This window comes from Cyclobacterium xiamenense (genome assembly GCF_009467825.1).
Classification (GTDB): Bacteria; Bacteroidota; Bacteroidia; order Cytophagales; family Cyclobacteriaceae; genus Cyclobacterium; species Cyclobacterium xiamenense.
Genome location: NZ_WIOK01000011.1, coordinates 31,832 through 58,303, shown reverse-complemented (window position 1 = coordinate 58,303; position 26,472 = coordinate 31,832). Strand labels below are relative to the sequence as shown.

Annotated in this window: 22 protein-coding genes; 9 read left to right on the top strand and 13 right to left on the bottom strand. The window is 48.6% G+C overall.

Annotation, left to right across the window (positions count from 1 at the left end; translation table 11 throughout):
- Positions 1-6 precede the first annotated feature (6 nt).
- Genes ligA through dapA form a run of 3 tightly spaced genes read left to right on the top strand, consistent with a single transcriptional unit; the run spans position 7 to position 3,887 of the window.
- Positions 7-2,475 (top strand): NAD-dependent DNA ligase LigA, encoded by a 2,469-nt coding sequence (gene ligA / locus GCU44_RS10315; RefSeq protein WP_154856325.1) that lies wholly within the window; start codon positions 7-9, stop codon positions 2,473-2,475.
- Positions 2,476-2,494: 19 nt separating this feature from the next.
- Positions 2,495-2,989: a DUF6913 domain-containing protein gene (locus tag GCU44_RS10310; RefSeq protein WP_092169746.1), complete on the top strand. Its 495-nt coding sequence runs from the start codon at positions 2,495-2,497 to the stop codon at positions 2,987-2,989.
- A gap of 4 nt (positions 2,990-2,993) precedes the next feature.
- Positions 2,994-3,887, top strand: a complete 894-nt coding sequence (dapA, locus tag GCU44_RS10305) for a 4-hydroxy-tetrahydrodipicolinate synthase (RefSeq protein WP_154856324.1) — start codon at positions 2,994-2,996, stop codon at positions 3,885-3,887.
- A gap of 46 nt (positions 3,888-3,933) precedes the next feature.
- Here the strand turns inward: dapA and GCU44_RS10300 are convergent, their stop codons facing one another.
- Both GCU44_RS10300 and GCU44_RS10295 read right to left on the bottom strand, forming a co-directional pair.
- Positions 3,934-4,107 carry a histone H1 gene (locus GCU44_RS10300; protein ID WP_174238248.1) on the bottom strand — a complete coding sequence of 58 codons (174 nt, stop codon included), beginning with the start codon at positions 4,105-4,107 and terminating at the stop codon, positions 3,934-3,936.
- 96 nt (positions 4,108-4,203) lie between these two features.
- Entirely contained in the window at positions 4,204-5,454 is a 1,251-nt protein-coding gene (locus GCU44_RS10295) for an aminotransferase class I/II-fold pyridoxal phosphate-dependent enzyme (protein ID WP_092169750.1), read from the bottom strand.
- Between the two features lie 260 nt (positions 5,455-5,714).
- Between GCU44_RS10295 and GCU44_RS10290 the strand changes: the two genes are divergently transcribed.
- Complete coding sequence (locus tag GCU44_RS10290) at positions 5,715-6,302, top strand: Maf family nucleotide pyrophosphatase (RefSeq protein WP_092169753.1); 588 nt, start codon at positions 5,715-5,717, stop codon at positions 6,300-6,302.
- A gap of 13 nt (positions 6,303-6,315) precedes the next feature.
- Here the strand turns inward: GCU44_RS10290 and GCU44_RS10285 are convergent, their stop codons facing one another.
- Positions 6,316-6,873, bottom strand: a complete 558-nt coding sequence (locus GCU44_RS10285; protein ID WP_092169755.1) for a DUF4136 domain-containing protein — start codon at positions 6,871-6,873, stop codon at positions 6,316-6,318.
- Positions 6,874-7,003: 130 nt separating this feature from the next.
- On the opposite strand from GCU44_RS10285, the gene GCU44_RS10280 reads away from it, so the two are divergent.
- The 5 genes from GCU44_RS10280 (at position 7,004) to GCU44_RS10260 (ending at position 13,478) form a co-directional block, all read left to right on the top strand.
- Positions 7,004-7,735 carry a LamB/YcsF family protein gene (locus tag GCU44_RS10280; RefSeq protein WP_154856323.1) on the top strand — a complete coding sequence of 244 codons (732 nt, stop codon included), beginning with the start codon at positions 7,004-7,006 and terminating at the stop codon, positions 7,733-7,735.
- On the top strand, positions 7,732-8,454 hold the full coding sequence (locus tag GCU44_RS10275; RefSeq protein WP_154856322.1) for a 5-oxoprolinase subunit B family protein: 723 nt from the start codon (positions 7,732-7,734) through the stop codon (positions 8,452-8,454). The genes GCU44_RS10280 and GCU44_RS10275 overlap by 4 nt, the downstream gene beginning before the upstream one ends.
- Positions 8,447-9,295, top strand: coding sequence for a 5-oxoprolinase subunit C family protein (locus GCU44_RS10270; RefSeq protein WP_154856321.1), 849 nt, complete (start codon positions 8,447-8,449; stop codon positions 9,293-9,295). Before GCU44_RS10275 ends, GCU44_RS10270 begins: the two co-directional genes overlap by 8 nt.
- A 241-nt stretch (positions 9,296-9,536) precedes the next feature.
- A complete protein-coding gene (locus GCU44_RS10265) occupies positions 9,537-10,700 on the top strand; it encodes an FAD-dependent oxidoreductase (protein WP_154856320.1) in 1,164 nt (387 codons plus the stop codon).
- Positions 10,701-10,982: 282 nt separating this feature from the next.
- Positions 10,983-13,478, top strand: coding sequence for a zinc-dependent metalloprotease (locus GCU44_RS10260; protein WP_241684901.1), 2,496 nt, complete (start codon positions 10,983-10,985; stop codon positions 13,476-13,478).
- A gap of 285 nt (positions 13,479-13,763) precedes the next feature.
- Here the strand turns inward: GCU44_RS10260 and GCU44_RS10255 are convergent, their stop codons facing one another.
- The 10 genes from GCU44_RS10255 to GCU44_RS10210 all read right to left on the bottom strand — a co-directional run bounded on the left by GCU44_RS10255 (position 13,764) and on the right by GCU44_RS10210 (position 26,451).
- Positions 13,764-14,474, bottom strand: a complete 711-nt coding sequence (locus tag GCU44_RS10255; RefSeq protein WP_154856319.1) for a DUF3307 domain-containing protein — start codon at positions 14,472-14,474, stop codon at positions 13,764-13,766.
- Positions 14,471-15,085, bottom strand: a complete 615-nt coding sequence (locus GCU44_RS10250) for a SatD family protein (protein ID WP_154856318.1) — start codon at positions 15,083-15,085, stop codon at positions 14,471-14,473. Before GCU44_RS10250 ends, GCU44_RS10255 begins: the two co-directional genes overlap by 4 nt.
- A gap of 91 nt (positions 15,086-15,176) precedes the next feature.
- Positions 15,177-16,886, bottom strand: a complete 1,710-nt coding sequence (locus GCU44_RS10245) for an L-lactate permease (protein WP_154856317.1) — start codon at positions 16,884-16,886, stop codon at positions 15,177-15,179.
- A gap of 18 nt (positions 16,887-16,904) precedes the next feature.
- Positions 16,905-18,791 carry an aldolase/citrate lyase/malate synthase family protein gene (locus tag GCU44_RS10240; RefSeq protein ID WP_154856316.1) on the bottom strand — a complete coding sequence of 629 codons (1,887 nt, stop codon included), beginning with the start codon at positions 18,789-18,791 and terminating at the stop codon, positions 16,905-16,907.
- Between the two features lie 40 nt (positions 18,792-18,831).
- Entirely contained in the window at positions 18,832-19,989 is a 1,158-nt protein-coding gene (locus tag GCU44_RS10235) for a YncE family protein (RefSeq protein WP_194201671.1), read from the bottom strand.
- A gap of 215 nt (positions 19,990-20,204) precedes the next feature.
- A complete protein-coding gene (locus GCU44_RS10230) occupies positions 20,205-21,137 on the bottom strand; it encodes an RraA family protein (protein ID WP_394366486.1) in 933 nt (310 codons plus the stop codon).
- A gap of 107 nt (positions 21,138-21,244) precedes the next feature.
- Entirely contained in the window at positions 21,245-22,714 is a 1,470-nt protein-coding gene (locus tag GCU44_RS10225) for a mandelate racemase/muconate lactonizing enzyme family protein (protein WP_092170291.1), read from the bottom strand.
- 38 nt (positions 22,715-22,752) lie between these two features.
- Positions 22,753-24,030, bottom strand: coding sequence for a mandelate racemase/muconate lactonizing enzyme family protein (locus GCU44_RS10220; protein WP_154856314.1), 1,278 nt, complete (start codon positions 24,028-24,030; stop codon positions 22,753-22,755).
- Positions 24,031-24,116: 86 nt separating this feature from the next.
- On the bottom strand, positions 24,117-25,064 hold the full coding sequence (locus GCU44_RS10215; RefSeq protein WP_206670827.1) for an RraA family protein: 948 nt from the start codon (positions 25,062-25,064) through the stop codon (positions 24,117-24,119).
- 73 nt (positions 25,065-25,137) lie between these two features.
- A complete protein-coding gene (locus GCU44_RS10210) occupies positions 25,138-26,451 on the bottom strand; it encodes an enolase C-terminal domain-like protein (protein ID WP_154856312.1) in 1,314 nt (437 codons plus the stop codon).
- Positions 26,452-26,472 lie beyond the last annotated feature (21 nt).

Below are 26,472 nucleotides of genomic sequence, written 5' to 3'. Positions count from 1 at the left end.
TTTTCAATGAACAAACCAAGCAAAGAAGAGGCGGAAAAACAAATCGCAGAATTGACAAAAACCATCAATTACCACAATCACTTGTATTACCAGGAAGACAGGTCCGAAATAAGTGATTTTGCGTTTGATCAGTTGTTGGACAAACTAATGGTTTTGGAAGATTTCTATCCGGAGTTAAGGGAGCCGGATAGTCCCACGCAACGCGTAGGCGGAACGATTACCAAGAGTTTCGAAACAGCTACCCACGCAGTTCGCATGCTTTCGTTGGGCAACACCTACTCCAGAGAGGAATTGAACGCTTTTGACGAGCGGGTAGAAAGAGGGCTGGGCCACCGGGATTTTGAATACCTCTGTGAGTTGAAGTTTGATGGGGTAGCCATTAGTCTGGTTTACGAAAATGGACATTTAATCCGTGCCGTCACCAGGGGAGATGGATACAAAGGAGATGTGGTTACCGAAAACGTCAAAACCATTCGCACCATTCCACTGGTTATTCGGGGAGACAAATCCCTTCCCAGCTATTTTGAAGTACGCGGCGAAATTTTTCTTTCGCGAAGAGAATTCGAGAAGATCAACGAGGAGCGGATAAATCGGGGTGAAATGCCCTTGGCAAACCCTCGCAATGCCGCTTCGGGAACCCTAAAAATGCAAGATTCGGCAGTTGTCGCCAAAAGAAGACTGAATTGTTACCTGTATCAATTGATCGCCGACGAGCTACCCATGGACAAGCACGACGAGGCGATCGATCGGCTAAAATCCTGGGGCTTCAATATCTCCCCCACCTTCAAAAAATGTAGTGACGTAAATGAAGTACTGGCCTATATTGAGGAATGGCGGGAAAAACGCCACCAATTGCCGGTGGAAACGGATGGTGTGGTCGTAAAAATAAACGATTACCAGCAGCAAGAGGAGCTGGGTTATACCGCTAAAATCCCCAGATGGGCCATTGCATTTAAATACCAGGCAGAAAGCGCCACGGCCACCTTACTCTCGGTAACCTACCAGGTGGGCCGAACCGGCGCTATTACACCTGTCGCTAACCTCACTCCTGTTTCCCTCGCAGGAACGACTGTCAAGCGGGCCTCCTTGCACAATGCCAACGAAATTTTACGGCTAGACTTGCACGAAGGGGACGTGGTACGCGTGGAAAAAGGAGGAGAAATTATCCCAAAGATAACCGAGGTAGTTCGTGAAAAAAGAGACAACGACAGCGAACCGATCCGCTTCATCGCCACCTGTCCGGAATGTGGCAGCCCACTGGAACGAAAAGAGGGTGAAGCCAAACACTTTTGCCCCAACGAGGCCGGTTGTCCGCCCCAAATACTGGGGAGAATGGAGCATTTTGTCTCCAAGAGAGCGATGGATATTGATTCGCTGGGTACCGAACGGCTGCGCAGCTTGATTGAACAAGGCTACCTAAGTAATCCGGCGGATATTTACGACCTTCCGGAAAAAAGGGAATCCTTGCTAGGCCTGGAGGTTTCGGACGATCACTACACAAAAAGCAGCGAGGGCTACTTGCTGGTCGGAATAAAAAAAGCCTTATACGCCCTTACCCAACAGGTAAGGCTGAAAGAGATTGAAACCTTTTTGGAAAGTCAGCAATCGACCGGCTTACTTAAAAAAATCAGCATTTTTGCCGACCAATTGGCTGAAATTTCTGGAAAAAAGGCAGAAAATCCGGCCCGTCTGCGATGCCTTATTGACCTTCTCGAAAATCAGGACTTCGATGCAGTGGAAGATTTTGTTCCCGTGGCCAGTGTTTTGGCATGCATTCTACCGGAAGGAAGGGAAAACCTGGGGCAGTTGACCGCACTATCCAAAAATAAAAGCACCTTGCATGACCTATTGATCCGGGGTGGGCTGCGGATAGAGGGGGGCTACATGGACCAGGTAAATAAACTTAAAGGAGGCACGTTTCAGGAGGGGGTCATCCAAAACATGATGGAAGGGATTCGACAGTCCATCGCTCAACCCTTTCCAAAAGTATTGTTTGCCCTGGGAATCCGCAATATTGGTGAAAATACGGCGATTTTACTGGCCCGGCACTTCAAAACTATCGACCATTTAATAGGCGCCACAGACGAGGAATTGCTGGAGATCAACGGCGTCGGGGAAACCCTGGTCCAAAGTATTCGCTACTTTTTTTCCGACCCAAAAAACCTGGCCCTTATTGACCGGCTAAAGAAACAGGGGCTTCGGTTCGCTATAGAAGAGGACGATACAAAACTCACCAGCCGGGCATTAGAAGGCAAGAAAATTCTTGCCTCCGGGCGATTAAATCATTTTAAACGAGACGAGATTGTGGCCTTTATCGAGTCGCATGGAGGCACCTATGCAAAATCCGTCTCAAAAAATCTGGATTTTATCGTAGAGGGCGAGGAAATGGGGCCTAGCAAGAAGGAAAAGGCCATAAAATTGGGAATTCCCCTCGTGTCTGAGCAGGAATTCCTGGAAATTTGTAAAACCGTATAAAAAGATTAAACAACACACAATGAAGTGGATTAGGGAATATTTTGTAAAAAATGCTTTGGAGAAACCAAGGAAATTGAAGACCCAGAAGTCCATCTTATTGCACATAGAGAATATCAAAACCATCGCAATATTGGGCAACGATAAGGAGGAGATCGACCAGATAGCGGCGGTGGTGCATCGGGATCTCGGTGAAAAAATTGAAATCCTCGGAAATTACTACGACGAAAAATCTGTGGATGAACAGGCGTTTTCCTACAAAGATTTTACACTATTTGGTAAACCAGGAGAAAAACTAAACCAATTGCTTTCCGTTCGACCAGATTTGATTATTTTTACTTCTGAAAAGCTGAATTACTTTACCCTTTATCTGCTTCAATTACAAGCGTCATCGTACAGCATGGGTTTTTTTAGCGAAGAGCTAAAGCCTTATCTGGATTTGATGTTAAACAAGGAGGAAAAAGATATCCAATCGGGTACGGCATTATTGATTAAATATTTAAAGCAGATCAATTAGTAAAATGAAAAAATTCAAAGGTACCGGAGTGGCATTGGTTACCCCATTTCAAGCAAGTGGAGCGATTGATTACCCTGCATTGGAACGGGTAGTCGAGCATGTCATTCTGGGCAACGTCGATTACCTGGTAGTACAGGGTACCACGGGAGAGTCGGCTACGCTTTCGGAAACAGAAAAATTGGAAGTACTGGCATTCATAAAAAAAATCAACCGACAGCGACTTCCAATTGTATACGGATTGGGAGGAAACAATACCCAAGCGGTACTTGCTGCCATGGATGAAATCGATTTCTCGGAAATCGACGCTATCCTTTCCGTCAGTCCCTATTACAATAAACCCAGTCAAACCGGAATTATTGCCCATTACGAGGCCATTGCAGACCGCTGCCCGGTACCGGTAATCTTGTACAACGTGCCAGGCAGGACCATGTCCAACCTCAACCACCAAACCACCCTGCAGCTCGCCCAACATCCCAACATTATTGGTATCAAAGAGGCCAGTGGAAATCTGGACCAATGCATGCGGATTGCCCGGGACAAGCCGGATGATTTTTTATTGATTTCAGGAGACGACATGAGCACTACTCCGATGCGAAGCATCGGTGCGGTAGGCGTGATTTCGGTTATGGCAAATGCCTATCCAGAAATCATCGGATCCATCATTCATGGGAATGACACGTATTCAAAAAAAGGAACATTTAGTTTACTGGACATCAACCCACTGATGTACGAAGAAAGTAACCCGGTGGGGGTAAAATGCCTGATGCAAATTTTGGGACTATGCGACGATTTTGTCAGACTACCCCTTGTGAGCGCATCGGAAGACCTAAAAAACAGAATTAAAGCAACGGCAGCTGCCGTGAACACGCGACTTTTTTATTCGCCGCATCTGGAATAAAACAAAAAAAAAAGGGAACATTAAAATGGTTCCCTTTTTTTACGGATTAAGAATTCTTGATGTCTTGAACTTCTTTTCGGATATCCTGAGCCAAATTTTTCAAATCCTGCATGCCTTTTCTTACCCTTGTGCCAGCTGCCTGATTTTTCTTATCGTAGAATTTTTCAAAATCAGCTTCCAGCGACATGATAAGATCCTTGATTTCACTAAATCTGTTCATAATTAAAAGTTAATTTAGGTTGATGATGAGATTAATTTTTGATTCAATATAGTTAAAATGTTTATAAAACTACAGTTTGACCCGTTTTTTCTACCATTATTCACCAAATGAGGTTGCAAGCTCCGTGGTTTTGTAAAAACCACTGCTCAACTTACCCTTGATGGCTTCGAATGCGGCAATGGTTTCCTTTACGTCTTCCAATGAATGAACTGCGGTTGGAATAAGGCGCAATATAATCATTCCTTTCGGAACCACAGGGTAAATGACTACTGAACAGAAAATATTGTAATTTTCTCGCAAATCCTTGCTCAGTGTCGCCGCCTCACCCACCGTACCATTTAGCACTACCGGCGTGACCGGGGAATTGGTGGTACCGATACTGAAGCCTTTTTCTTTCAATCCGTTCTGCAGCGCATTTACTACTTTCCACAAATTTTCTCGAAATTCGGGCCTGCTACGCAGCATTTCCAGCCGCTTCAAACCTCCTTCTACCATTATTAACGGCAACGCCTTCGCAAATATTTGCGATCGCATGTTGTATTTTAAATAATGAATCACCCGGGTATCCCCTGCAATGAAGGCACCGATGCTGGCCATGGACTTAGCAAAGGTAGAAAAATAAAGATCGACCTGATCTTGCACCCCTTGTTCTTCGCCACTTCCTGCCCCGGTCTTGCCCATGGTACCAAAGCCGTGTGCATCGTCCACCAACAAGCGAAATTGAAAGGACTCCTTGTATTTCACAATTTCCTTCAAATTCCCCATATCTCCCGTCATTCCGAATACTCCTTCCGTGATGACCAGTATGCCTCCTCCGGTTTCTTTCGTAAGCCGCTCGGCACGCTTCAATTGCTTGCCGAGACTTTCCATATCGTTGTGAGGGAACACAAATCGCTTGCCCATGTGCATTCTCAATGCATCGATGATACAAGCATGGCATTCACCGTCGTACACGATTACGTCTTTTCGGTCAATAAGGGAGTCGATAACACTCATGATTCCCTGGTAACCATAGTTCAATAAATACGCTTTTTCTTTTCCTACAAAGGCTGCCAACTCATTTTCCAGCTGTTCGTGGAGATCGGTGTTTCCGGACATCATTCTGGCACCCATGGGATAGGCCGCACCCCATTTTTTTGCAGCCGCTTCATCGGCCTCGCGGACCTCCGGGTGGTTTCCAAGCCCCAGGTAATTGTTGAGACTCCAAGTCAATACCTCTTTCCCCTTAAACCGCATCCGGGGGGCAATCTCCCCTTCAAGTTTTGGAAACATAAAGTATCCTTCTGATAACTCGGAATGCTTTCCCAAGGGACCGAGATTGGTGTTTAGTTTTTCAAATATATCCAATGTGCAATTACTTTGATGTAAAACAACGCTACCTTTACTAAGGAATTTAAACCTCCAAAACTACTATATTTAACTGGTTTCCGCAAAATTAAGCCGACTTTTGGCTTTTATATTCTTTCCCAGCCGGGTCATGGATGCTTTCCTCCACAGAATTCCTACTTTTGTTTCCATTACCTCACTGCTACCACTAGCCGGTCCACCCTGGGCAGCTGATCTGCTCACCCGGATCGGTCGGACTACGTACTACTTATCACCAATATATGGAAATCATTAACAAAACCATCGTACTCGCTTCAAAATCACCGAGAAGGCAACAACTAGTAAAAGAGTTGGGTTTTTCTTTTTCTGTAAAAACCATGGATACAGACGAATCCTTTCCCGAGTCATTGGATAAAAACAAGGTGGCTACCTACCTCGCAGAAAAGAAAGCGGAAGCCTTTCTTCCCTACCTCTATGACGAGGAAGTTTTAATCACGGCAGATACAGTGGTCGTTTCCGGCGACAGGCTATTGAATAAGCCGGCGACCGAAAAGGAAGCAAGAGAGATGCTACAGGTCTTGCAAGGCAAATCCCATCAGGTGATTACCGGCGTATGCATTCGAGACTTGCAGCACAATATATTGATCTCAGACAGCACCGAGGTAACGTTCTCCGCACTGGATGATCAGGAAATCAATTACTACATCAAAACATTTCAGCCTTTTGATAAAGCCGGCGCCTACGGGATACAGGAATGGATCGGTTTGATCGGAATTACCGCCATACAGGGATCCTATTACACGGTAATGGGACTCCCGGTACACAGGGTATACCAGGTCATCAAGTCAACCTATGATCTACGGTATTAATCCCGGGAAAACCTTAGGTAGCAATGGTTTTTGAAAATGCCTTGAGGATTTTATCGACAGAGGTTTCCAGGTTTCTGCTTTTTTGCTGGGGCTTGTTTATTTCACCCACCGCGCTGATTCGCAAGACTACTTTGTCCTGCCGGGTATCGATAAAGTCAACCACCAACTCCCCCATATCGTAATTTTCCACCCGAAATCCCCCCATGTTTGGTCCATAGGGCATCATCCAGGGGCTATACATGCCCCAACCAAAGGGACTCATCATGGGCATGGTATTGATTTCCTTCTGTCTGTCGGTAAGATTGGTGTTGTACCGGACGATTAGATCCGGCTTTTCCATGTTCTGCTCAAAGCCAAACGATTCCATGCCGAGGGTAAGGCTGTTATGAAGATTATCCTCCAATACCGGGGATTCAAAGGCATCCTTGTCGTAATACTGGTTGATCACAAAAAATGTCCGGTAGTCTTCCACACTTGCCAATTCATTCTTCTCCAAAAATACCCGTACCGGACTGCAGGAAACCAATCCGATCAAAAGCGACGCCAACAATATGCTGCAGCTATATTTCATAAATTAATTCGTAATTTTTACCTTCAAGACGAAATTCAACGCCAGAATGTTGTAGGATGTCTAAAGAATTTAACTGCACGGTTGCTTTGACATACACCATCGAATACACCTGGGATAATCGCCAATCGTCATGCGTGAAGAAATAGTAATTAACTGTGATCTTGGAGAAGGCATGCCCTCCGATGCGGCCATGATGCCTTATTTGGGGAGTTGCAACATCGCCTGTGGCGAGCATGCCGGAGACGATGAAACCATCGCAGCGACCGTAAAACTGGCAGTGAAGCACGGAGTAAAGGTAGGCGCCCACCCCTCCTATCCCGATCGGAAAAATTTCGGTCGGCTACCACTTGATATTCCCTTTGAGGAACTGCAAAGCAGCCTTCGGAACCAAATTCACCGGGTAAAAGCGATTGCAACAACCCAAAAAGCTTCCCTGCATCATATCAAGCTGCATGGGGCCTTGTATCTGGAAAGCCTTTCCAACAGTTTCCTGGCGGAGAATCTGATCGATTTTTTGCAGCGTGAATTTCCCGAGCAGCAAATTTATGCGCCCTTTGGTTCGGCCATTGAGCGAGCGGCAAGCGCTAGAAGTGTCCGGATAGTCCATGAAGTTTTTGCGGATAGGCGTTACCTTTCGGCCAGCCAACTGCTCGAAAGAATTCACCCAGAGGCCGTTTTGACCAATCTGGCAGAAATCGGCGAGCAAGTGGCCTTATTTATTAACAAAAAGCAGGTGAAAACCGTAAAAGGTCGTTTTCATCCGATCAATGCCGAAACCATCTGCATCCATGGAGACCATCCGCAGGCAGTAGCGATCGCCAAATTGGTTGCCGGAATAACAAAGCCAATGCAAGGCCCATGAACCACCCCATTCAAATCGTGTCCATCGGACCGGACATCGTAGAAATACATTGGCCGGAAACGATTAGCGAGCCGATTCTTTTCGAACTGCTCACCGTCAAAAACTGGTTGGCCCGGCACTGGGCAGAGAAGATCCATCGGATGTACCAGGGCTACCAGGTGCTGGGCATGCAAGTCAACGCCGGCGTGGATACAGAATCCTGCGTCAGCGAGTTACGCGATCGGCTGCCCCGATCCCTCGAGCAAGAGGTCGATCGTCCTCAGGTTCGCTCCTGGAAGGTACCGGTTTGTTACGACCTACAGCTCGTTCCGGAGCTTACACGCTACCTGGAAGAAAAGTCACTCGCCCTGAGCCAGTTTATTGACGTGCATACCCGTACCACCTATCGGCTTTATTGCTATGGTTTTCTGCCGGGATTTATGTACCTGGGCGGTCTGGATGAATGCCTCCACATTCCCCGAAAAACAAACCCGGACCGAAAGATCGGTGCCGGCTCTGTAGCAATTGGAGGCAGCCAGACGGGTATTTATCCGATGGATAGCCCCGGCGGCTGGTACGTGGTGGGAAAAACGCCAGTAGTGTTTTTTAAACAAGGACGGCTAGAGGTTCCTTTCCGGCCAGGCGACTCCCTGCGTTTTGACCCGGTATCCCTGGCGTATTTTGACGAATTGCAGCAGAAAGAATCCCTTTCCTGGGAAGAATGGGAGGAGCATGGCTAGACTGTATATTGAAAAATCCGGATTGCAGACCTCGATGCAAGATTTGGGACGAATAGCTCATGCTGACCTGGGCGTACCCTTATCCGGGCCAATGGACGAAATGGCGTTTCGATTGGCCAACCACCTGATGCGCCGTTCCTCAAATGAAGCCTGCATCGAACTATACATGGGCAACGTAGTACTCCAGTTTGAAGCAGCCTGTCAACTCGTACTTACGGGCGCCGAGGTTGAGTGTCGTTGCGAAAACAAGTTGTACACAACAAATCAAATCATCGGGATACCCGAAGGAGGCCGGTTGATTATTCCCCGGTTTTCAAGCGGACAATGGGCCTATTTGGCGATGAACGGGGTCTTTTTTACCCAAACTTCCATGGGAAGCAAAAGCTTTTACCCGGGAATATCAGAAAAATCCAGGTTCACGCAGGGAAACGAGCTAGCGTACCAACCGGAACGAAAACCCATTCCCCCGTCCTTTTTAAAAATAAAATCTGGCAACTCCGGCAGCAGCCGGATGATTGATGCATTTCGAGGCCCGTCGTTTTACCTATTGGCGCAATTTCAGCAGGAAATGCTCCAAAACCAGCCCTTTACCCTTTCCAGGAACCAAAATAGAATGGGTATACAACTGGAGGAAAAAGTCCCTCATGCATTAGCGGAAATGATTTCTACCCCTACGTATCCCGGTACAGTACAGCTTACCCCCGCTGGGACACTGATTGTACTTATGAAAGATGCGCAAGTGACTGGTGGGTATCACCGGGTTTTGCAACTGCCGGTTTCGTCCATGTCTCAGCTTGCACAACTACGGCCCGGTGCCACGTTCCGTTTTCAACTTCACTAACAGGCTTGGGAAAACCCCATCATCGTAACAAGAATTCATTCTACAAATTTTGGCTGTGTTTTTTATCTCATTATTAATTTTTTTATAACGAAACGGAATCTATTAATTATTTTTTCACCCTATTTTTTGACTTTAAGTGAAATATTTGATAATATTGATTTGTATTTCAACCACGATTACAACCCAATTTTTCAATAAGCCCAGTCTAACAGCAGACAACCATCACTTTAACCACATTGACATGATTGAACACAGAAGGGACTTTATTCGAAAAGTCGGTATCGCTGCGTTGGGGGCAGCTGGTCTAAGCAATGGACTGTATGCGCAGTCCCTGAAAGCGCATGCAGATTTTGCTATTTTAAGCAAGACCCGATTGCCGCCAGTAAAAATCTCGGCATCTCGTGTGATCAAAGAAAGTGTAGGATTACGCCCGTTTCGTCGCTCAGGCCCCCGTATTGAGTCCCAAGAGCTCGGGAACAAACACATCATTCACAATTACGGCCATGGTGGAAGCGGCTGGTCCCTTTCCTGGGGTTCCGCCATGCTTGCTGCAGAACTACTACCGGAGGATGCCAGTTTGAAGAAAATTGCAGTCATGGGCTGCGGCGTTTTGGGATTATCTACCGCCCGAACCTTGCAGCAAAAGGGATACGAAGTCACCATCTACACGAAAGATGTGTATCCAAACGTCACTTCGGCCATGGCAACCGGCACCTGGTCGCCCTCGCACAAGCTAATCGAGCCGGATAAAGTGACAAATGAATTCCAGGAAAAATTTAAGCGGGCTTACTACCATTCGTACCATACGTACCAACGCATGTTGGGTCTGAATCAGGTGGTCGACTGGATGGATAACTACAGCATCAAAGGAGAAAATACCACTTCTTCGAATCCAAAAGAGGCAGAGCTGAAGACACGATTGATCACGAAGGAAATGGATTTTTATCCCAAAGGAGAGGCATTGTCCCGTCGGGAAAACCCCTTTAAGTTCAAACAGGTTACCAAAAACCCCACCACCATCTTCAACATCCCCTCCTACCTTAAAATGCTCACCAACGATTTTCTACTCGCCGGAGGAAAACTTGAAATAAAGGAATTTGGACGGCCGGAAGATGTGGATGCACTTCCGGAAAAATGCGTCGTTAATTGTACGGGCCTGGGTGCAATGAAGGTATTTGGCGACAACGACCTGGTGCCGGTTTCGGGACAACTTTGCTTTTTGATCCCTCAACCTGAGCTAACCTATCGGGCCAATATGTCGGGCGTTTATTTTATACCCCGCAGGGATGGGATCATGCTTGGAGGCAATCATATCGAGGGAAATTGGGATACCACTCCGGATCCGCTGGTAAAGGAAAAGTTTTTAACCACCGTGGAAACGATGATGGAGAACCTAAAAGGATAGAAAAAGAGGAAACTCCAGATTAGGACCGGAGCTTCCTCAGGTTGAACTTAGCCACTAACAACTAATTCATTGCAAATTTATGAAAAATTTATTGAAAAAACATTTTTTGAGACCGGTAAGGTTAGCAATTAACCGATTAAAAACGGAACTGTTGCGAATCCGGTTATTGATTTTGATACGGTATGAAGGATCCCAGCTGGGATTTCTCGACGCCAATTCTCTGGAGTAATTGCTAGTTGCCTGCTGTTGACCTATTTTTATAGCGTACTAACCCTAAACTCCATGAACGCATTTACGTATCCGATTCGCCTAGGATTTTTAATCTGCAGTAGTTTCTATTTCCAATTGGCTGTTGCACAAAACGTTTTCTCTCAATCTGAAAAAGCAACCTCCATTGCTGCGCTCACATCGGGAATGGAAAAAGTATCCGGCTTCATCGATCTGTATTGGGATGAAAAGACCGGTAATTTATTGATGGCTGTTCCGGCCGATGAAGAGGAAATGCTGTACTATCCCTCCCTAGCGGCCGGGCTGGGATCAAACGATATCGGGCTCGATAGAGGCAAATTGTATCCTTCGCAAATCGTACAATTCAAGGTCATCGGAAACAAATTGTTGATGGAAGCCCAAAATTACACCTACCGGGCCTCTTCGCAGCATACGCTGGAACAGCGTGCCGTGGAAGAATCCTTTGCGGCCTCGGTACTTTGGGGTTTCAAAATCCTCGCCCGGGAAGAAGACCGGATACTGGTGGATGGAACGGAGTTTTTTCTACAGGATGTCGTAAAAGCGAGCAGTACCATCAAAAGAACCGGACAGGGAACCTACAAAGTAGACCCCTCCCGATCGGCGATCTATCTTTCGCGGACGAAAAGCTTTCCGGAAAATACGGAAGTGGAAGCAAGTATTACCTATACAGGGGATCAACCTGGCAACTACATTCGAGATATTCTTCCCGAACCCAACGCCATACGGCTACGGCTTCACCATTCCTTTGTGAAGTTGCCACCGGAAGGTTTTGAAAGCCGGACCTTCGATCCCAGAGCGGGTGTAAATGCGCTAACCTATTTCGATTACTCCAGCAGCGTGGACCAAAGCCTGGAAATAAAAACCATGAGAAGGCACCGACTGGTGAAAAAAAATCCCGGAACCGCACCCAGTGAAGTCGAAAAGCCCATTGTTTACTACATCGATCCCGGTACGCCCGAACCGATTCGCACCGCATTAATGGAAGGGACCTCCTGGTGGGCCGAGGCATTTGAAGCAGCAGGTTTTAAAAACGCATTTCAGGTAAAACTTCTCCCGGAAGGTGCGGACCCTATGGATGTTCGGTACCATTTGGTACAATGGGTACATCGCTCCACCAGGGGCTGGTCCTATGGAGGAGGGGTAACCGATCCGAGAACAGGAGAAATCATTAAAGGCAAGGTAACGCTAGGATCGCTTCGCGTGCGGCAAGACTACCTCATCGCCCAGGCATTGGCTGGGGATTTCGATGCGCGCCTACCCGGACAAAAAGCCCTGATGGACCTGGCATTGGCCCGCATGCGTCAGTTGGCTGCCCACGAGGTGGGACACACGTTGGGTTTGCCTCATAATTACATTGCCAGCGCCAAAGGCAGGACCTCGGTAATGGACTACCCCCATCCCACGTTATCCCTTACAAAAGACGGTTCCATAGACCTGTCGGATGCCTACGCCGAAGGAATCGGCAGCTGGGATAAGGTAGCGATTAAAATGGCCTATGCGAGCATACCAGAGGGGCTTAGTGAACAGGAAGCCTTTGACCGATGGGTTCAGGAATACCGAAAAGAGGGCCTGGATTTCCTTTCGGATCAAGATGCCCGACCAGCGGGTTCTGCCCACCCGGAAACACACCTCTGGGACAATGGTGCAGACCCCGTTCGGGAGTTAGAAAACACCCTGGCAATCCGAAGCAAGGCATTGGCAAACTTCGGTCCCAAACTACTTCCAAAAGGAGTCCCTTTGGCAAAACTGGAAGAATTGTTGGTTCCGGTGTACCTGTTGCATCGGTACCAGGTAGAAGCGGCTGCAAAGGTCATTGGAGGGGTTGACTACGGATATGCATTGAAGGGAGACCGCAGGGAGGCTCACAAAGCGGTATCCCGTAACATTCAACTAAGCGCTCTGGATCAGCTACTCCAAACCCTGGATCCGGAAACGCTTGCCATTCCTGTACACGTTCTGGAGCAGTTACCTCCCAGGCCGTTCGGGTACAACCCAAATCCACGTGAAGTATTCAAGCGACATACCGGGCTGGTATTCGACCCCATAGCTCCGGCAGAAATTGCGGCCCATCACAGCCTAAGCTTCCTCTTTCATCCGGAAAGGGCAGCAAGGCTGGTCAGCCAAACGGCATTGGACCCGGCACAACTCCGGCTGGACGAATGCCTGGAAAGGATACTCCAGGGAACCTGGTACGCCCCGGCCCCATCCGGGTATCTCGCTGAAATAAAGCGATCCGTAGAGAAACTGGTACTGCAGCATTTGATGGAACTGGCCACGAATGCTTCCGCGCCGGCGCAGGTAAAGGCGCTTACCCTGGCAAAAATGGTGGATTTAAAAAGTTGGATGGGCGCGCAAAAACCAACGGAATTTGCCCAAAAAGCACACATAGCGTACTGCCTGGAGCAACTGGAGAAATTTAAACAAAATCCAACTGAAAAATTTGTACTACTGGAACCATTGCCCGCTCCGGCCGGAGCTCCGATCGGGCAGCTAACGGAATATGGGGCCGAACCCTGCCTCCTCTATTGATTGGTTTTTATTTATTAACTAGGGTTAATTTTTTAATCTTTAATAAGTTGGAAAGGAAAAGAGGAGGTAGGTTACCTCCTCCTTTTTTTTGTTTGGTCGATCACCAAGCACCGATTTCAGCCAATGATCTTTCGCCAATCCGGTCCAGAAAAGTAAGATACCCTCCATAAAAGCCATCAAAAATCTCCTTTTCCGGATCCGAAAGGCAGTTCCCCTCCTTACCGTACCTGAAAACAGGTCCAGCAAGTCCCTTGTTTTACAGGCAAATTTTCAGGGCTAGAAGGTTTAGGAATATCTCAAAAGAAACAGCTCGTACAGCAGCCCGCAGAAAATGGCCAGGCCAAAACTCAGCAAGGTACCGATCAGGATGTATTCGGTGAGTTTCCGATCCTTTGACTGGCGCAGGTCGCCAAAACGAAAAACGGATTTGGCTGCCACCAGAAAACCGATGGCCTCCCATCTTCCAGCCAGAATAAAGGCGAAAACAAACCATCGTTCCAAAATACCGATGTATTGACCCGCTTTATCCAGGGAAGCGCCTGTATCGTCAGGCAAGGGCGTCCATTTGGAAATAATGGTCTGAATAATTACCGAAGCGGGCATGGATAAAAAAAACCACAAGGTAAGCAACAGCCAATGGCGCTCGGACAAGAAAAACCCCGGGATCAGGCCGGGCTCGTAATAAATGGCTGCCAAGAGTAAAACCAGTCCGTGCGCGGATTGATCGATGAAAAACCAATACCTACGAGTGGTCGGCCTTTGTGCGAGAATTTTCACCATATCGATGATTCCGTGTGTTGCCACAATCCCGGCTATCATTGGCCAATAGCGCAGGTCCGCCAAAAGCACGAATAGCAAGGCACCGTGCACCAATAGGTGCAGGTAAAAGGGCACCGCGCGAAGTTTTTTGGATTCCTTGGCCCGAACCCAGCGCCCCGGCTGTAAAAGAAAATCGCCCAGCAAGTGGGCCAGCACTAATTTTATCAGCAAAATCATCCAACTTGCGTTTTTAGTCGTTTGGGAAAATATTCCAGAAAGGATTCAAGAATAGAAAAATTGGCCCGCGACAAGCGCGCACTTACCGCATGCTGGCTAATGTCTTCCATGGCCCCAAGCTCCGTTTGATTTTTATCTGGATGCTTGAAAACGAGGTGGATCATTCGGGCAGAACTCGCCGTCCAATGATCCATAAAAGTCAGACTCATTTTCAGCATAAGGTTAATCTCCTCGTCAAATTCCGAATTGGTCGTTTTAATGCGTATTTTCTGGCGGTATTCGGCCAGGCTATCAAAGGCCTCTCCCGAATGAATGTACGCGGTACCGTTGTTTTCCAGCAAACGCGTGGCCGTAAAATCCTCTGTCCCCACCCCTATTCCCATGCGGCAATCCAATCCGTTAATTGCGCGGAGTGCTGCCTTTAGCCGCACAGCCGCGAGTAGTCCCTCCTCCGGGTTTTTAATCTTTAGCTGAAAACTGTCCCCCCTGTAGATTTCCCAATCCTCACCGGCTTTGCCCCAGGTAGCCAATTCCTCCTTTAAGGTCTTCATCCACCGATCCGCCGCCACCTTCCGCGAATCCACGATGTCACCGGTTACAATTGCTACCATATCGGGTCCATTTATTGTACGTTTGTATGATATATCAATATATCAATTAATTAGATGATAATCAAATTTATCATGTATTTAATTGATAGAATCAGACGTTAATCAGAAAACGATCCACCACGCCAATAAGTCCAACAAGTACCAAACCGATCAAACCGGTCATGACCAGGTAGTACAGGGTAGGGAAAATGGTTTTTCTCAACACAATCCCCTCCTTTCCCAACAAGCCTACTGTAGCAGAGGCGGCCACCACGTTGTGGATGGCTATCATGTTACCGGCAGCGGCCCCCACTGCTTGCAAGGCCAGGATCCAGGTAGGTGCCATGCCTAAATTGGTCGCAACGCCGTATTGAAACAGACTAAACATCAGGTTACTAACGGTATTACTTCCGGCGATAAAAGCCCCCAACGCCCCTATCATCGGTGCAAAAAACGGATACACCATTCCCACTTTTCTCGCAGTCCATTCCGCCATCAACAGCGGCATGCTCACCAGCCCGGAAGCAGTTTCTCCCGAATTAATGTAAACCCGAACCATGGCAACGGCGAATAACAGCACCAGACCGGCCTTTACAATCATCCGGCCACTGTCCCCAAAAGCCGCGCGAACCTGCCGGCCGTTCATTCGATGCAAGAAATAAGTAAGCAAACAAACGACCAAAAGCAAGGTACCGGGAAGGTACAAAGGGTTACTGCTCGCAGAAATACCTGTACCCAGTATGTCTTCAACACCCACCGAAATTCCGGTTAGCCAACCTTTCAGTGGTAACTGGGGTAGCCGGCTAATAACCAATAAGCCGGCCAAAATCAGATAGGGCATCCAGGCCCGGTACATGGAAATCGCTGCTTTGGGTTCGGAGGAGTACCCGTTACCCGAACGGAGATCCATGCTGCCTTTCCAACTTTCCGGCCAATTCCCTTCGGCTTCGGTATCCCAGGTATTTTTGGGAAGCAAAAAACCCATTTTCGCCGCAGTCACTACCAGGCCCAGCCCCAGCAGGGAACCCACCAACGAGGGAAATTCCGGTCCCAAATACAGGCCTGTCAACAGGTAGGGAAAGGTAAAGGCGCAACCGGAAAACAAGGCAAAGGGGAAAACCTGCAAACCTTCCTTCCAGGATTTGTTTTTTCCGAAAAACCGACACAGCATCAGCACCATCCAAAACGGCATCAAGGTTCCAACTACTGCATGAATAATGGCTGCATTGGCCGTTACCTTTAGCAATACTTCAGAAAATTCCCAACCCAACAAAGTCAACCTTTCTGTCAACTCCGGATTCTCCAAGCCCCCTCTGATTCCGACCAGTATGGGTGTACCTACGGCTCCAAAAGTCACCGCCGTACTCTGTACCATCAATCCCAAAATCACCGCTGAAAGAGCCGGAAAGCCGAGTGCTACAAGTAAGGGAGCCACAATGGCCGCAGGCGTTCCAAATCCGGCAGCACCTTCAATAAAGGACCCAAATAACCAGACAATGATGATGACCTGTATGCGCTTGTCTCGGCTAATTCCCTGGAAACCATTTCGGATCGTGTCTACCCCACCGGAATAGCTTAGAAAATGAAGCAAGAGAATGGCAGCAAAAACAATGTAAAGGATGTCAAAGGTGATAAAGAAGCTCTGCAGAACAGCCGCAAAAATGGTAAGAAATGTTAACTCCCAGAAAACATGGGCAACTACTACTGTCAGCAGAAAGGTGATCGGCATGGCAGTGCTGGCAGGGATTCTAAAACCCACCAACAGCAATCCCGCCACCAATATGGGACAAATGGCAAGGAAAAACATCAGGTCTGGACTCATAGGCTCATTAGGTCAGAATCAAGCCGAAAAATCCAGATTTGCTGTAATCCGCTGACCTGTTTCTTTCAGGTGCTTCACATACAGCTTGATCCGCTTCTCCGCTTCTTTTTGGCTATAGTTGTTCAGGTTAATATTTAATAAGTCAATGAACCAGGGTATTTTGGTAGACTCTTTTACATATACTTCCACGATTCGTCTTGCAATGGGCAAGGTGGTGGTTTTGGACGAATCGTGTACATCTTTATCACTGGCATTCAGCAATTTATCGTACTCTTCTCGAAGTAATCGTTCAAATAATTCCAGGGTAAATACATCGCCTGCCTTGACGCCAGACTCCGGATCATTTTCCGTGATGACTGCTTTTTTATGTAACCACTCCCAAAGAATGCTCAGCCTAATTTCGCCCGTTGCCATGTCTTCCATCAGGTAGAGAACGTCGTCATTTCCGAAAAAATCCGCCGGCTTTAGCGCTGCCGCCTGCATCCCCTGACCAAATGCATTCCCATATTGCAAGCCCACACTGAGCAGATTCCTTGCTCCCCGTATGGTCCGTGGCGCCTCCTCCAGCAATACCAATCCGGCCGCATCTTCGGGCGAATAGCCCAGCGGTGGGAATTTCCTTCCCATTTGGTTTGGTTCGCCGACACGCTCCCAAACGGGGCGTACGATGTGCACCATTTTCCAATGAGCCACCCATTTTCCGCTGGCTCCTTCCCGCTGTTCTCTTCCTGCTCCGGCCAGTGCCTTTTCCATGCTGGACTGAACCCCCGCTTCAGATCCAACCGGGATATTCGGTTCCATTCCTCCCTGCCATAAGGCGTAGTTTCCTTGCCTATCGGGCGTATTTACAGCCCTCCGTACCCTATCTTCGTAATTTCGCATGTACCCATAGGTCATGCCTATGGATTCTATATTGGGATTGATAAACTCCTGATCCCAGGATAGGGCATCCGATACGCTATTGATATAATCCCAGCGGCCGGTGTTGTATCCCACAAAGTGCTTTCCCAAAACCGCCCGAATTTCCATCAACTGGAACGTAGCCTCCAATTGTTCCACCAAGACGTATACTTTCACCGTACCAATCGGCAATCCCAGGTGTTCCTCCAGTGCGGTGATCAGGCGGTTCCACAATCCCGCCTCTTCAGCGGTTTGGATCTTTGGTAAATACAGGACCACCGATGACCCGGCATCCATTAGTGCCCGGTAGTTGTTGGTGACGTACAAGGTGAGGTCAGCTATAGCCGCCGAAAACGAATTCCCGCCTGCCAATTCAATGTGTCTATCATCCAAATGCAGCCCCCTTGCCCGGAAAATTTTGGTAGTAAAACCCAATTGGGATCGCCAATCCGTAATTTTTTCCTCGCCAAAAAACGCTTTGCTCCATGCATTCATTTGCCCGGCGACCCGTTCCGCCACCGAAAGAAATACCGGAGAACCATGGATGGCCAGTTTGAGGTTCCGCTGATTGTCCAGAGACATGGTCGTTACCTGGCCCAGGGCATCTTCTCCATCAAACATCCACCCATCGGCACCCGAAAGCAACGCATAGGCCACGTTTCGGATGCTACTTTCCAAGGAAGCGTTGGGTTTGGCACCCGGACCTGTTCCTTGTATCCACTGCCGCTGCAAATCACCGGGTATGACTGCACCCTCAAAATTACCCGCTCTGGCATCTTGTACCTTGATGTTGCTTCCGGGAATATTGGTCTCGGGGTTTAAGAAATCGATGCGTTTTCCATTTTGTGCACGCTCTTTGCGCCTTCTCAACCGAATTTCCATCAGTTTTTTTACCTCCTGGTTAAACGGAGCCAGGCCTCCCAGCGCTTCCAGTACCTCGTTCGTGTAGACATCTGCATACGTTTCCTTCAGTTGATCCCGAATGATAATTTCTTCTTTGCTCATAATGTGTTAAAAAGCGTTCGTATGTATGAATTGATTGGTGTTATTCTTGACTGATGGTTAGTTTTCTTCCGAGTCCAAATTGGTCCCCTGCCGCCTGTACCTCGCCATTAAGCAGATGCAACTCGATCATCTTTTCACTTGCCACGTAATTATGGTGCTCGTCCTGAAGCAAATGAAGGACTTTTCGTGTCTCCACATCAATGACTTCCCCGCTGGAAGGATAGGCGAAGCGGCCATCCAAGCTGAAGGTAATCCAACCAGGCATGTCCTGAAGCGGAATGGTCGTCAATTGCTGGTAGGGAGGAAAAGCCTGAAACAAATGCAGCCGCATGTTGTGCCCGTCGCAGATCCAAATCTCTGATTCATCTGGCGTTAGGCCAATTCCATGGGAGGGGTTTCCGTGGCGGCGTACGGGCCCCTTATCCCAGCCCTCCACCTGGATTTTTGCAAGCACTTCACCGGTCTGCAAATCTCCCACTTCGAATCCAAGCCGTTCGTTTACATTTACAAATACCAGCGATTCCTCGCTGTTGATGGTAAAAGGACGAATCCCATGAGAAAAAGGACCGATTTTACGGGTCACTTCATGCAAGCGGGTATCGGCTACATGGAGGTAAGGCGAATTGATATCGGCCAGGTAGGCGTAGAAACCCGATGGGCCGTAAATGGTATTGTGGGCCCGTTCGTGCACGGGAATGGTGGCAATTCGATCGCCCGTTTCGCAGTTAATTACATTCCAGAAATCCTTTTCCAGGGAAGGCAAATACATGGTCATTCCGTCCGGAGATATGGACATGCGGTCAGCCCCTCCTTCGTACGCCCGTTCCCAAACAAGTGTCTCCGTTTTCAGGTCCAAGCGTTGCACTCCTTCCAAGGTACTTATAAAAAGACTATTTAGGGGAATACTAACAGCAATTCCTTTCACATTGGAGGGTTTGCCATTCGCAGCGTACCCCCGCATAGGAATCCTCTTAACAAAGCGATGTCCTGACTCAATGTCAAAGACCAGCACCCCATGGCCGCCATAACCCAGGTAATTCCGAATTCCGGGGACGGCAACATATAGGTATTTCTTGGGTCTATCCAGTTCGGATGGTTTCTCCGCGAAACCAGTGTTGCCGGAGGAAGGGGTCGGGAATACGAAAAAAAAGATAGTAAACGCCAGGGCCAGACGAAGAAGAATGAATTTGTTGCTCATGGTGATTTTGGGTTATTTTTACTCAAGAAATCCAAGATAATTAAATTGGTAGAAGTATCCACAAAAAAAGGGATTCTCCCGAAAGAAAATCCCTGTTTCAAAACAATGAGCCCAATTATCCCGACATCGTATCTCCTGAAACTCCCTCCCATAATGGGACGGAAAACGAACGGTGCAGGTTAAGGCTCCATTTCCGGAGATCCAGCTGTCAGCAGTTACCAGTTTCTGTCCTTCAGGTAGGCGTCCAGTTCCTCCCGACTCATGGGAAGGTCCTGCTTGTTTTTCAGCCAATTCAGAAAATCTTCCTTAATGGTCTCGCTCCATCGGCTATCGATTTCTCCAGCAGTGTATTTTTGTTCCCGCAATCTGAGGTGTCCAAATTGATCCCTTAAGGCCGTGAATTCCGCATTGATAACCAGGTCGGCTACCAAATGTGCTGGAATAAAAATCACTCCCCATTTATTCGCAAGGACGGCATCCCCCGGTAACACCGTTGCCCTGCCGAGACGAATGGGATAATTGATGGTACTTAACATCATTTCCTGGATATAGGAGGGATCGTGTCCCTTTACCCAGGCGTTGAATCCGTCGATTTTGTCCAACCCAGCCATGTCCCGAACGGATCCATTAAAGATCACTCCGCGCTTTGAGTTGGCGTAAATGGCGTTCCCCAGGTTGTCTCCAATCAGTGTCCCGTCGACAATTTTGCCGTATCCATCGGCTACATAAATGTCGCCATCTACCAGTGCATCAATAGGCCAGGAGTTGGTGCCTCCGGATTGTGCACGTCCTTCTTCCTTACCAATTTCCTTTACCAGATTGTTTACATCATCCCGGAAGGGCATGTATTGCGCGGTAACGGCCCTGCCGGTCATTACCTGATCCTCGTGGAGTATAATCCAATCGTTTTCAAATTGATTATGATAGCCTTTGTTTCGCAGGATCCCCCAGGCCTCCTCCATCGAAATGGATTTTAGCCTTTCAAGCAATTGGTCAGAAACTTTTGGCCTTCCGTCAGCAAAACGTTCCCCATCCCATTCAGAGGTAAGTGCTCTGATTTGTTCGGGTGTGGGTGAAATCTGCTGCGCATTACCCTGTATGCTTCCCACCAGGAGCCAAACGAAACAAATAAATGCAATTTTCTTCATCATTTTAGGATTAAATGGTTAATTCATGTCAAATTGTGCAAAAGAACGTAATAATGCAACCTGTCTCCTACCTTATTTACAGGAAAGGTCCATGCTCCCCGCGGAAATCAACTCCACCAACGGTCGTTCGATCGGTCGGTGTCCCATTCGTCGGTGGGCGCAAAATACTCGGTACCTTCCACCAGGTGCTGCCGGATCACTTCTTCGTTGAGTTCGATACCCAAACCCGGTCCTTCCGGCACCTTTGCAAAACCGTCGATTACCAAGGGCTTGGGAATGTCCTTGACCATGTCTTCCCACCAAGGAATGTCGACCGAATGATGTTCCAGGGCCAGGAAATTTTCCGTTGCGGCCGCGCAGTGGATGTTTGCCATAAAGGAAACCGGCGTGCCCGCAAAATGCATGGCCATGGGAATTCCCTGCTCCTCGGCATAATCTCCGATTTTCTTTGTTTCCAAGATACCTCCAGAGGAGGCGAGGTCCGGTTGAATCATGTCGATTGCCCGGGCATCGATTAGTTTGATAAATTCTTCCTTCAAGAAAATATCCTCTCCTGTAAGCGTGGGCGTCTTGATCGCATCGGTGATTTGTTTCCATTTTTCCGTGTAGAACCAGGGGACCATGTCCTCCAGCCATGCCAAACGGTAGGGCTCCAGGGCTTCACCCAACCGGATACATTCCTTGTAATCAAAATGGCCAAAGTGATCCGCTGCCAGCGGAATGTCGTAGCCCACTTTGTTTCGGACTGCCGCCACGTAAGCGACCATTTCCTCGATTCCTTTATCTGTAAGCTGTATGCCGGTAAAAGGATGGGCCGTCCTTCCATAGCTTCCGTATTCGGAAGCCCAGGCATTTCCTTTATCAAAGGCCTTTGTGTTTACCACTGAGCCATCGTTGTTACGGACCATTTGTACGCCAAAGTCCATTTTTAGAAAAGTGTACCCTTTGTCTACCCTTCCTTTAAGTCGGTCGGCAAAAACTTCCGGGTCGTTGGATTGGGTAGTATCCGAATACAGCCGGATGGCATCCCGGTATTTTCCGCCCAACATCTGGTAGACGGGTACATTATACGCTTTCCCGGCAAGGTCCCATAACGCCATTTCTACAGCGCATACCCCACCCGCCTGCCGGGCGTGGTTACCAAACAACTTGATTTTTTTAAATAAGCGCTCAATCTGGCAGGGGTTCTCTCCCAAAATACGGCTTTTCAGGACCAGGGCGTACCGGGCACTGGCCCCATCCCTGACTTCTCCCAAACCGTAAATGCCCTGGTTGGTATCAATGCGGATAATGGGGCAACGCATGGGCGCCCCGGCTACCTCCGCTATTCGCAGATCGGTGATGCGCAACTCCGATGGATTGGAATACCGGTTTACTTTTTCTGTCGTATGGGCCAGCGTTTCTTCGATAGGCCGAAACATAAAGGCACCCAGAGCCAGTCCTCCGAGACCAGCCTTCTGCAAAAAATCCCGTCGTTGGGGGATTTTGTCGGGTACCTCCGCGGATGTTTCCTTTTTAGATACGTTTTCCTGAGCGGCCGGAACCTTAAAGAGGTCCTTAAATTTGGGGTTATCCATTGGTTTCATGATTTTTGGGTATATTGGTTGTGATTGGTTTATTCAAAAAAGGGAATTCCTTTTACCGCGTATTTTTTCATCCCCTCTTCGTTGATTTCCACCCCGATTCCGGGTTTTTCAGAAAGGGTAATGAATCCATTTTCCGTTCGCGGACCATCATAGGTAACGATATCCTTCCAAAGCTGATCCGTATCCATGTAGATTTGCCATTCCATGATTTGAAAGTTGGGAACCGAGGCACAAACGTGGCAGGCAGCCATGGCCCCCAAAAATGACGCCACCATGTGGGGGCTGAATGGCACGTAATAAAGATTTGACAGGTTGGCAATACGTTGGGCCTCTCCTAGTCCACCGGCTTTTTGGATATCCGGCATGATGATGTCTACGCCTCCCTGACTAAGCAGATTGACAAACCCGTAGGCCAGGTACACATTTTCCCCAGTACAGATGGGTGTTGAGGTTTGCTGCGTGAGGTTTTTGTACAAATCGGGATTATCTGCCGGAATGGGTTCTTCCAGCCACATTAAATCCAGATCTTCGTACATGCGGGCCATTTTCACGCCGGTGATGAAATCGTAGCGCCCGTGCATGTCCACACAAACATCAATTCCGGGGCCTACCTCTTGTCGGACTGCAGCGATGGCATCGTACATGCGGTCAATCTCCTTTGGACTGGCTGTCCAGTTAAAGCGATCGTATTTGTTGGGGTCCCTTCCGTCGTCCACGTCGAATTTAACGGCGGTGTAGCCCCGATCCACCGCTCCTCTGGCCGCCCTGGCGTAATCATCCGGGCTGGGATTGGTCGCAGTATACAAGGCCGTATCGCAGTAAACGCGTATTTTGTCTCGGAATTTTCCGCCCAACAGCTGGTACACCGGCACACCAAATACTTTACCGGTGATGTCCCAAAGTGCCGTTTCGATCGCCGTCAAGACGGCTACAAATACGCCGGATTGAGCGCCTCCGAAAAAAGCCCCCTTTCGCAGTTGTTCGGCCAGCCGATTGGGGTTCAAAGGATTTTCCCCCTTGAGTTGGTTTCCCAAGCGTTTGACCAGGTGATAGGTGCCATGGATGGCATCCACCGCTTCTCCACAGCCCCAAACGTCCTGGTTGGTGTATACTTTTACATAAAGTGCCCCTCTTACGTACCCACACTTAACGTCCGTGATTTTCAGGTCGGAGGGATTGGATGCCTGGGGCATATTTTCCACGGCGGCTGTAAGGCCTGAACCAAAATTGGAAAAAAAGGCGCTTCCCGTCAGCCCCGCCAATGCGGTTTTAGATAAAAAGGACCTTCTGTTGACTTTTTTTTTCATAAAAAGGGTTAGTTAAGGTTTTTGTTACCTGAACGAACGCATGCTGCCCAGAACCTTTTGGCGGGTAGCGTCGATTCGTTCTGGTTCTACCAGGTTCTGTTTTTCAGGATTTCCTGAATCTGCTCCCGTGGCACCGGTAAATCATCCATGCGATCGGTCAGCCATTGAGAAAAATCCTTTTCGATCTCGTCTGCCCACCGGGTATCGATCTGTCCGGCTGTGTAGACACCCTCCCGGATTCGCTGGTGCCCAAACATGTCCCGAAGCCGGACAATCTCAGAGGTGACGACCACTTTTTCCGCCAAATGAGGGGGGATAAAGGATACGGCGCCGTCTCTGCCCAAAACCACGTCGCCCGCCATGACCGTAACCTGTCTGATTTTGGTAGGCGTATTGATCCCCGTAAGCATCGTATTCAAGTCACCGGATTGGTTGTGGTGTGAGGGGTGGTAGCTGGTAAAATAGGAAGTAAAACCACCGATCTCCTTGAGCCCGTTGATATCCCGAACCGCTCCATCGTACACGATCCCGTTTCCCGAATTGGTGTATATCGCATTCCCTACATTATCGCCTATCGTGGGACCACCGATATGTAGCCCGAATTGATTGGCCACGTATACGTCTCCCGGCACCAACAAGTCCACGGGCCAGGCATTTTGTCCTTTTTTGCCCGCTTCCTTCCCACGCTTGTCGATGGCTCCGTGAATATCCGGCCTACCCGGCATAAACGTAGCTGTCAACGCCCTGCCCACCAGGACCGAATCCGGATTGATGGTTTCCCATCCTTCTGCGTACTGATACCGGTAGCCCTCGTTTTTCATCACTGCCCAGGCTTCCTCGTGGGTAACTTCTTTCATCCGTTCCAATACGTGATCCGGTACTCTGGGCCGCCCATCGTCAAATCGCTCCCCGGTCCATTCGGGTGTCAAAAAAAGCAGTTCCTCTTTACTGATTTGCTGGGCCTGAATCTGCTCCAGGCCTACACCGCCGAGGAGGGCAAGCGTAATCACCTGAAATAGAAGATACTTCTGCATGGCTAACGGATTATTTTTTGTAAAAATCATTTTCTTCGATTCTATTTACCCCTACTACTGCATTTTTTTTACATTACCAGCGGATTTTCTGAAAGGTCCAATCGGGATGCACTTTTTGCATTTCGACTTGATCATCCCGCTTCTTAAGGCCACATTTCAGATAATTCTGATGGAGCGTTTGCAGGGAATCTCTATCCAATTCCACACCCAGTCCGGGACCCGAAGGGACGTGCACCGCTCCATTATCGAACGCAAATCGACCACCGGTGATGATTTCTTCGGACTGCCAGGGGTAATGCGTATCCAGGGCGTAGCGTAGCCTTGGAAGCGCCGCACCCAAATGCACCATGGCCGCCAGGGAAATGCCCAGATGACTATTTGAGTGCATGGATAGATCCCTGCCAAATACATTACAAACCCGAGAAAGCTCCATGGACGCGCGCAACCCACCCCAAAAATGGTGGTCACTAAGGATAATGTCTTCCGAACCAAGACGGATGGACGAGGGTATTTCGTCAAACGAAGTCGTGCACATATTCGTTGCCAGGGGAGTTTTGATTTGTCCCCGGAGCCAGGCCATATTTTCCTGCCCCCTTACCGGATCCTCCAGGTACTCCAGGATGGGCTCCATTACTTTCCCATATTTCAAGCCGGTTTCTGGCTTCCAAATGGCGTTTGGGTCAAAACGCAATGGCATCGCGGGACCAAATTCCCGATAGAGCGCTTGCATACAGGCTACTTCTAACTCCGGTTCAAAGGCCCCCCCTTTCAGCTTGATGGACTGGAATCCATATTCCTTGCACATGGCAATGGCTTGGTTTACTATGCCCTGCGGATCAACCGCTGCCTCCTGCCGGGCAGCGTCCCATCCCCGGGCGCCGGGATCTTTTGAGAATCCCCAGTCCCCGCCGGCTCCTTCGTATTTGAAAAAAAGGTAGGCGGCAAAGGGGACCGAATCCCTCATTCTGCCTCCCAAAAGGTCTACTACCGGGCGATTGACCAATTTTCCGATACAATCCAGACAAGCCACTTCGAGGGCAGAAAACACGTGGACCAATTTTCGCTGATCCCAGGGCGCATCTCCCCTATCTGTTACCGAATCTTTACCAAAATAGGCTTCTAACTCCATTTGGAGTTTATTCAATTGGTATAAGTCCTTCCCGATTACTAGTCTGGAAGCTTCTTCCAATGCCTGATTCGTGGCTTCGTTTCCGGGAATCTCGCTGATGCCGATTACCCCATCTTCGGTCTCCAGTTCCACTACCGTCCGTAATGCAAAGGGTGCATGCAGTCCGGCCGCATTGAGCAAGGGGGGGTCCTGAATCGCAATGGGCGTAATCCGAACGGCACGAATCCGCGGACCACTGCCTGATTGTTCGTGAATCATTCCTGTATTTCTTCGATGCGA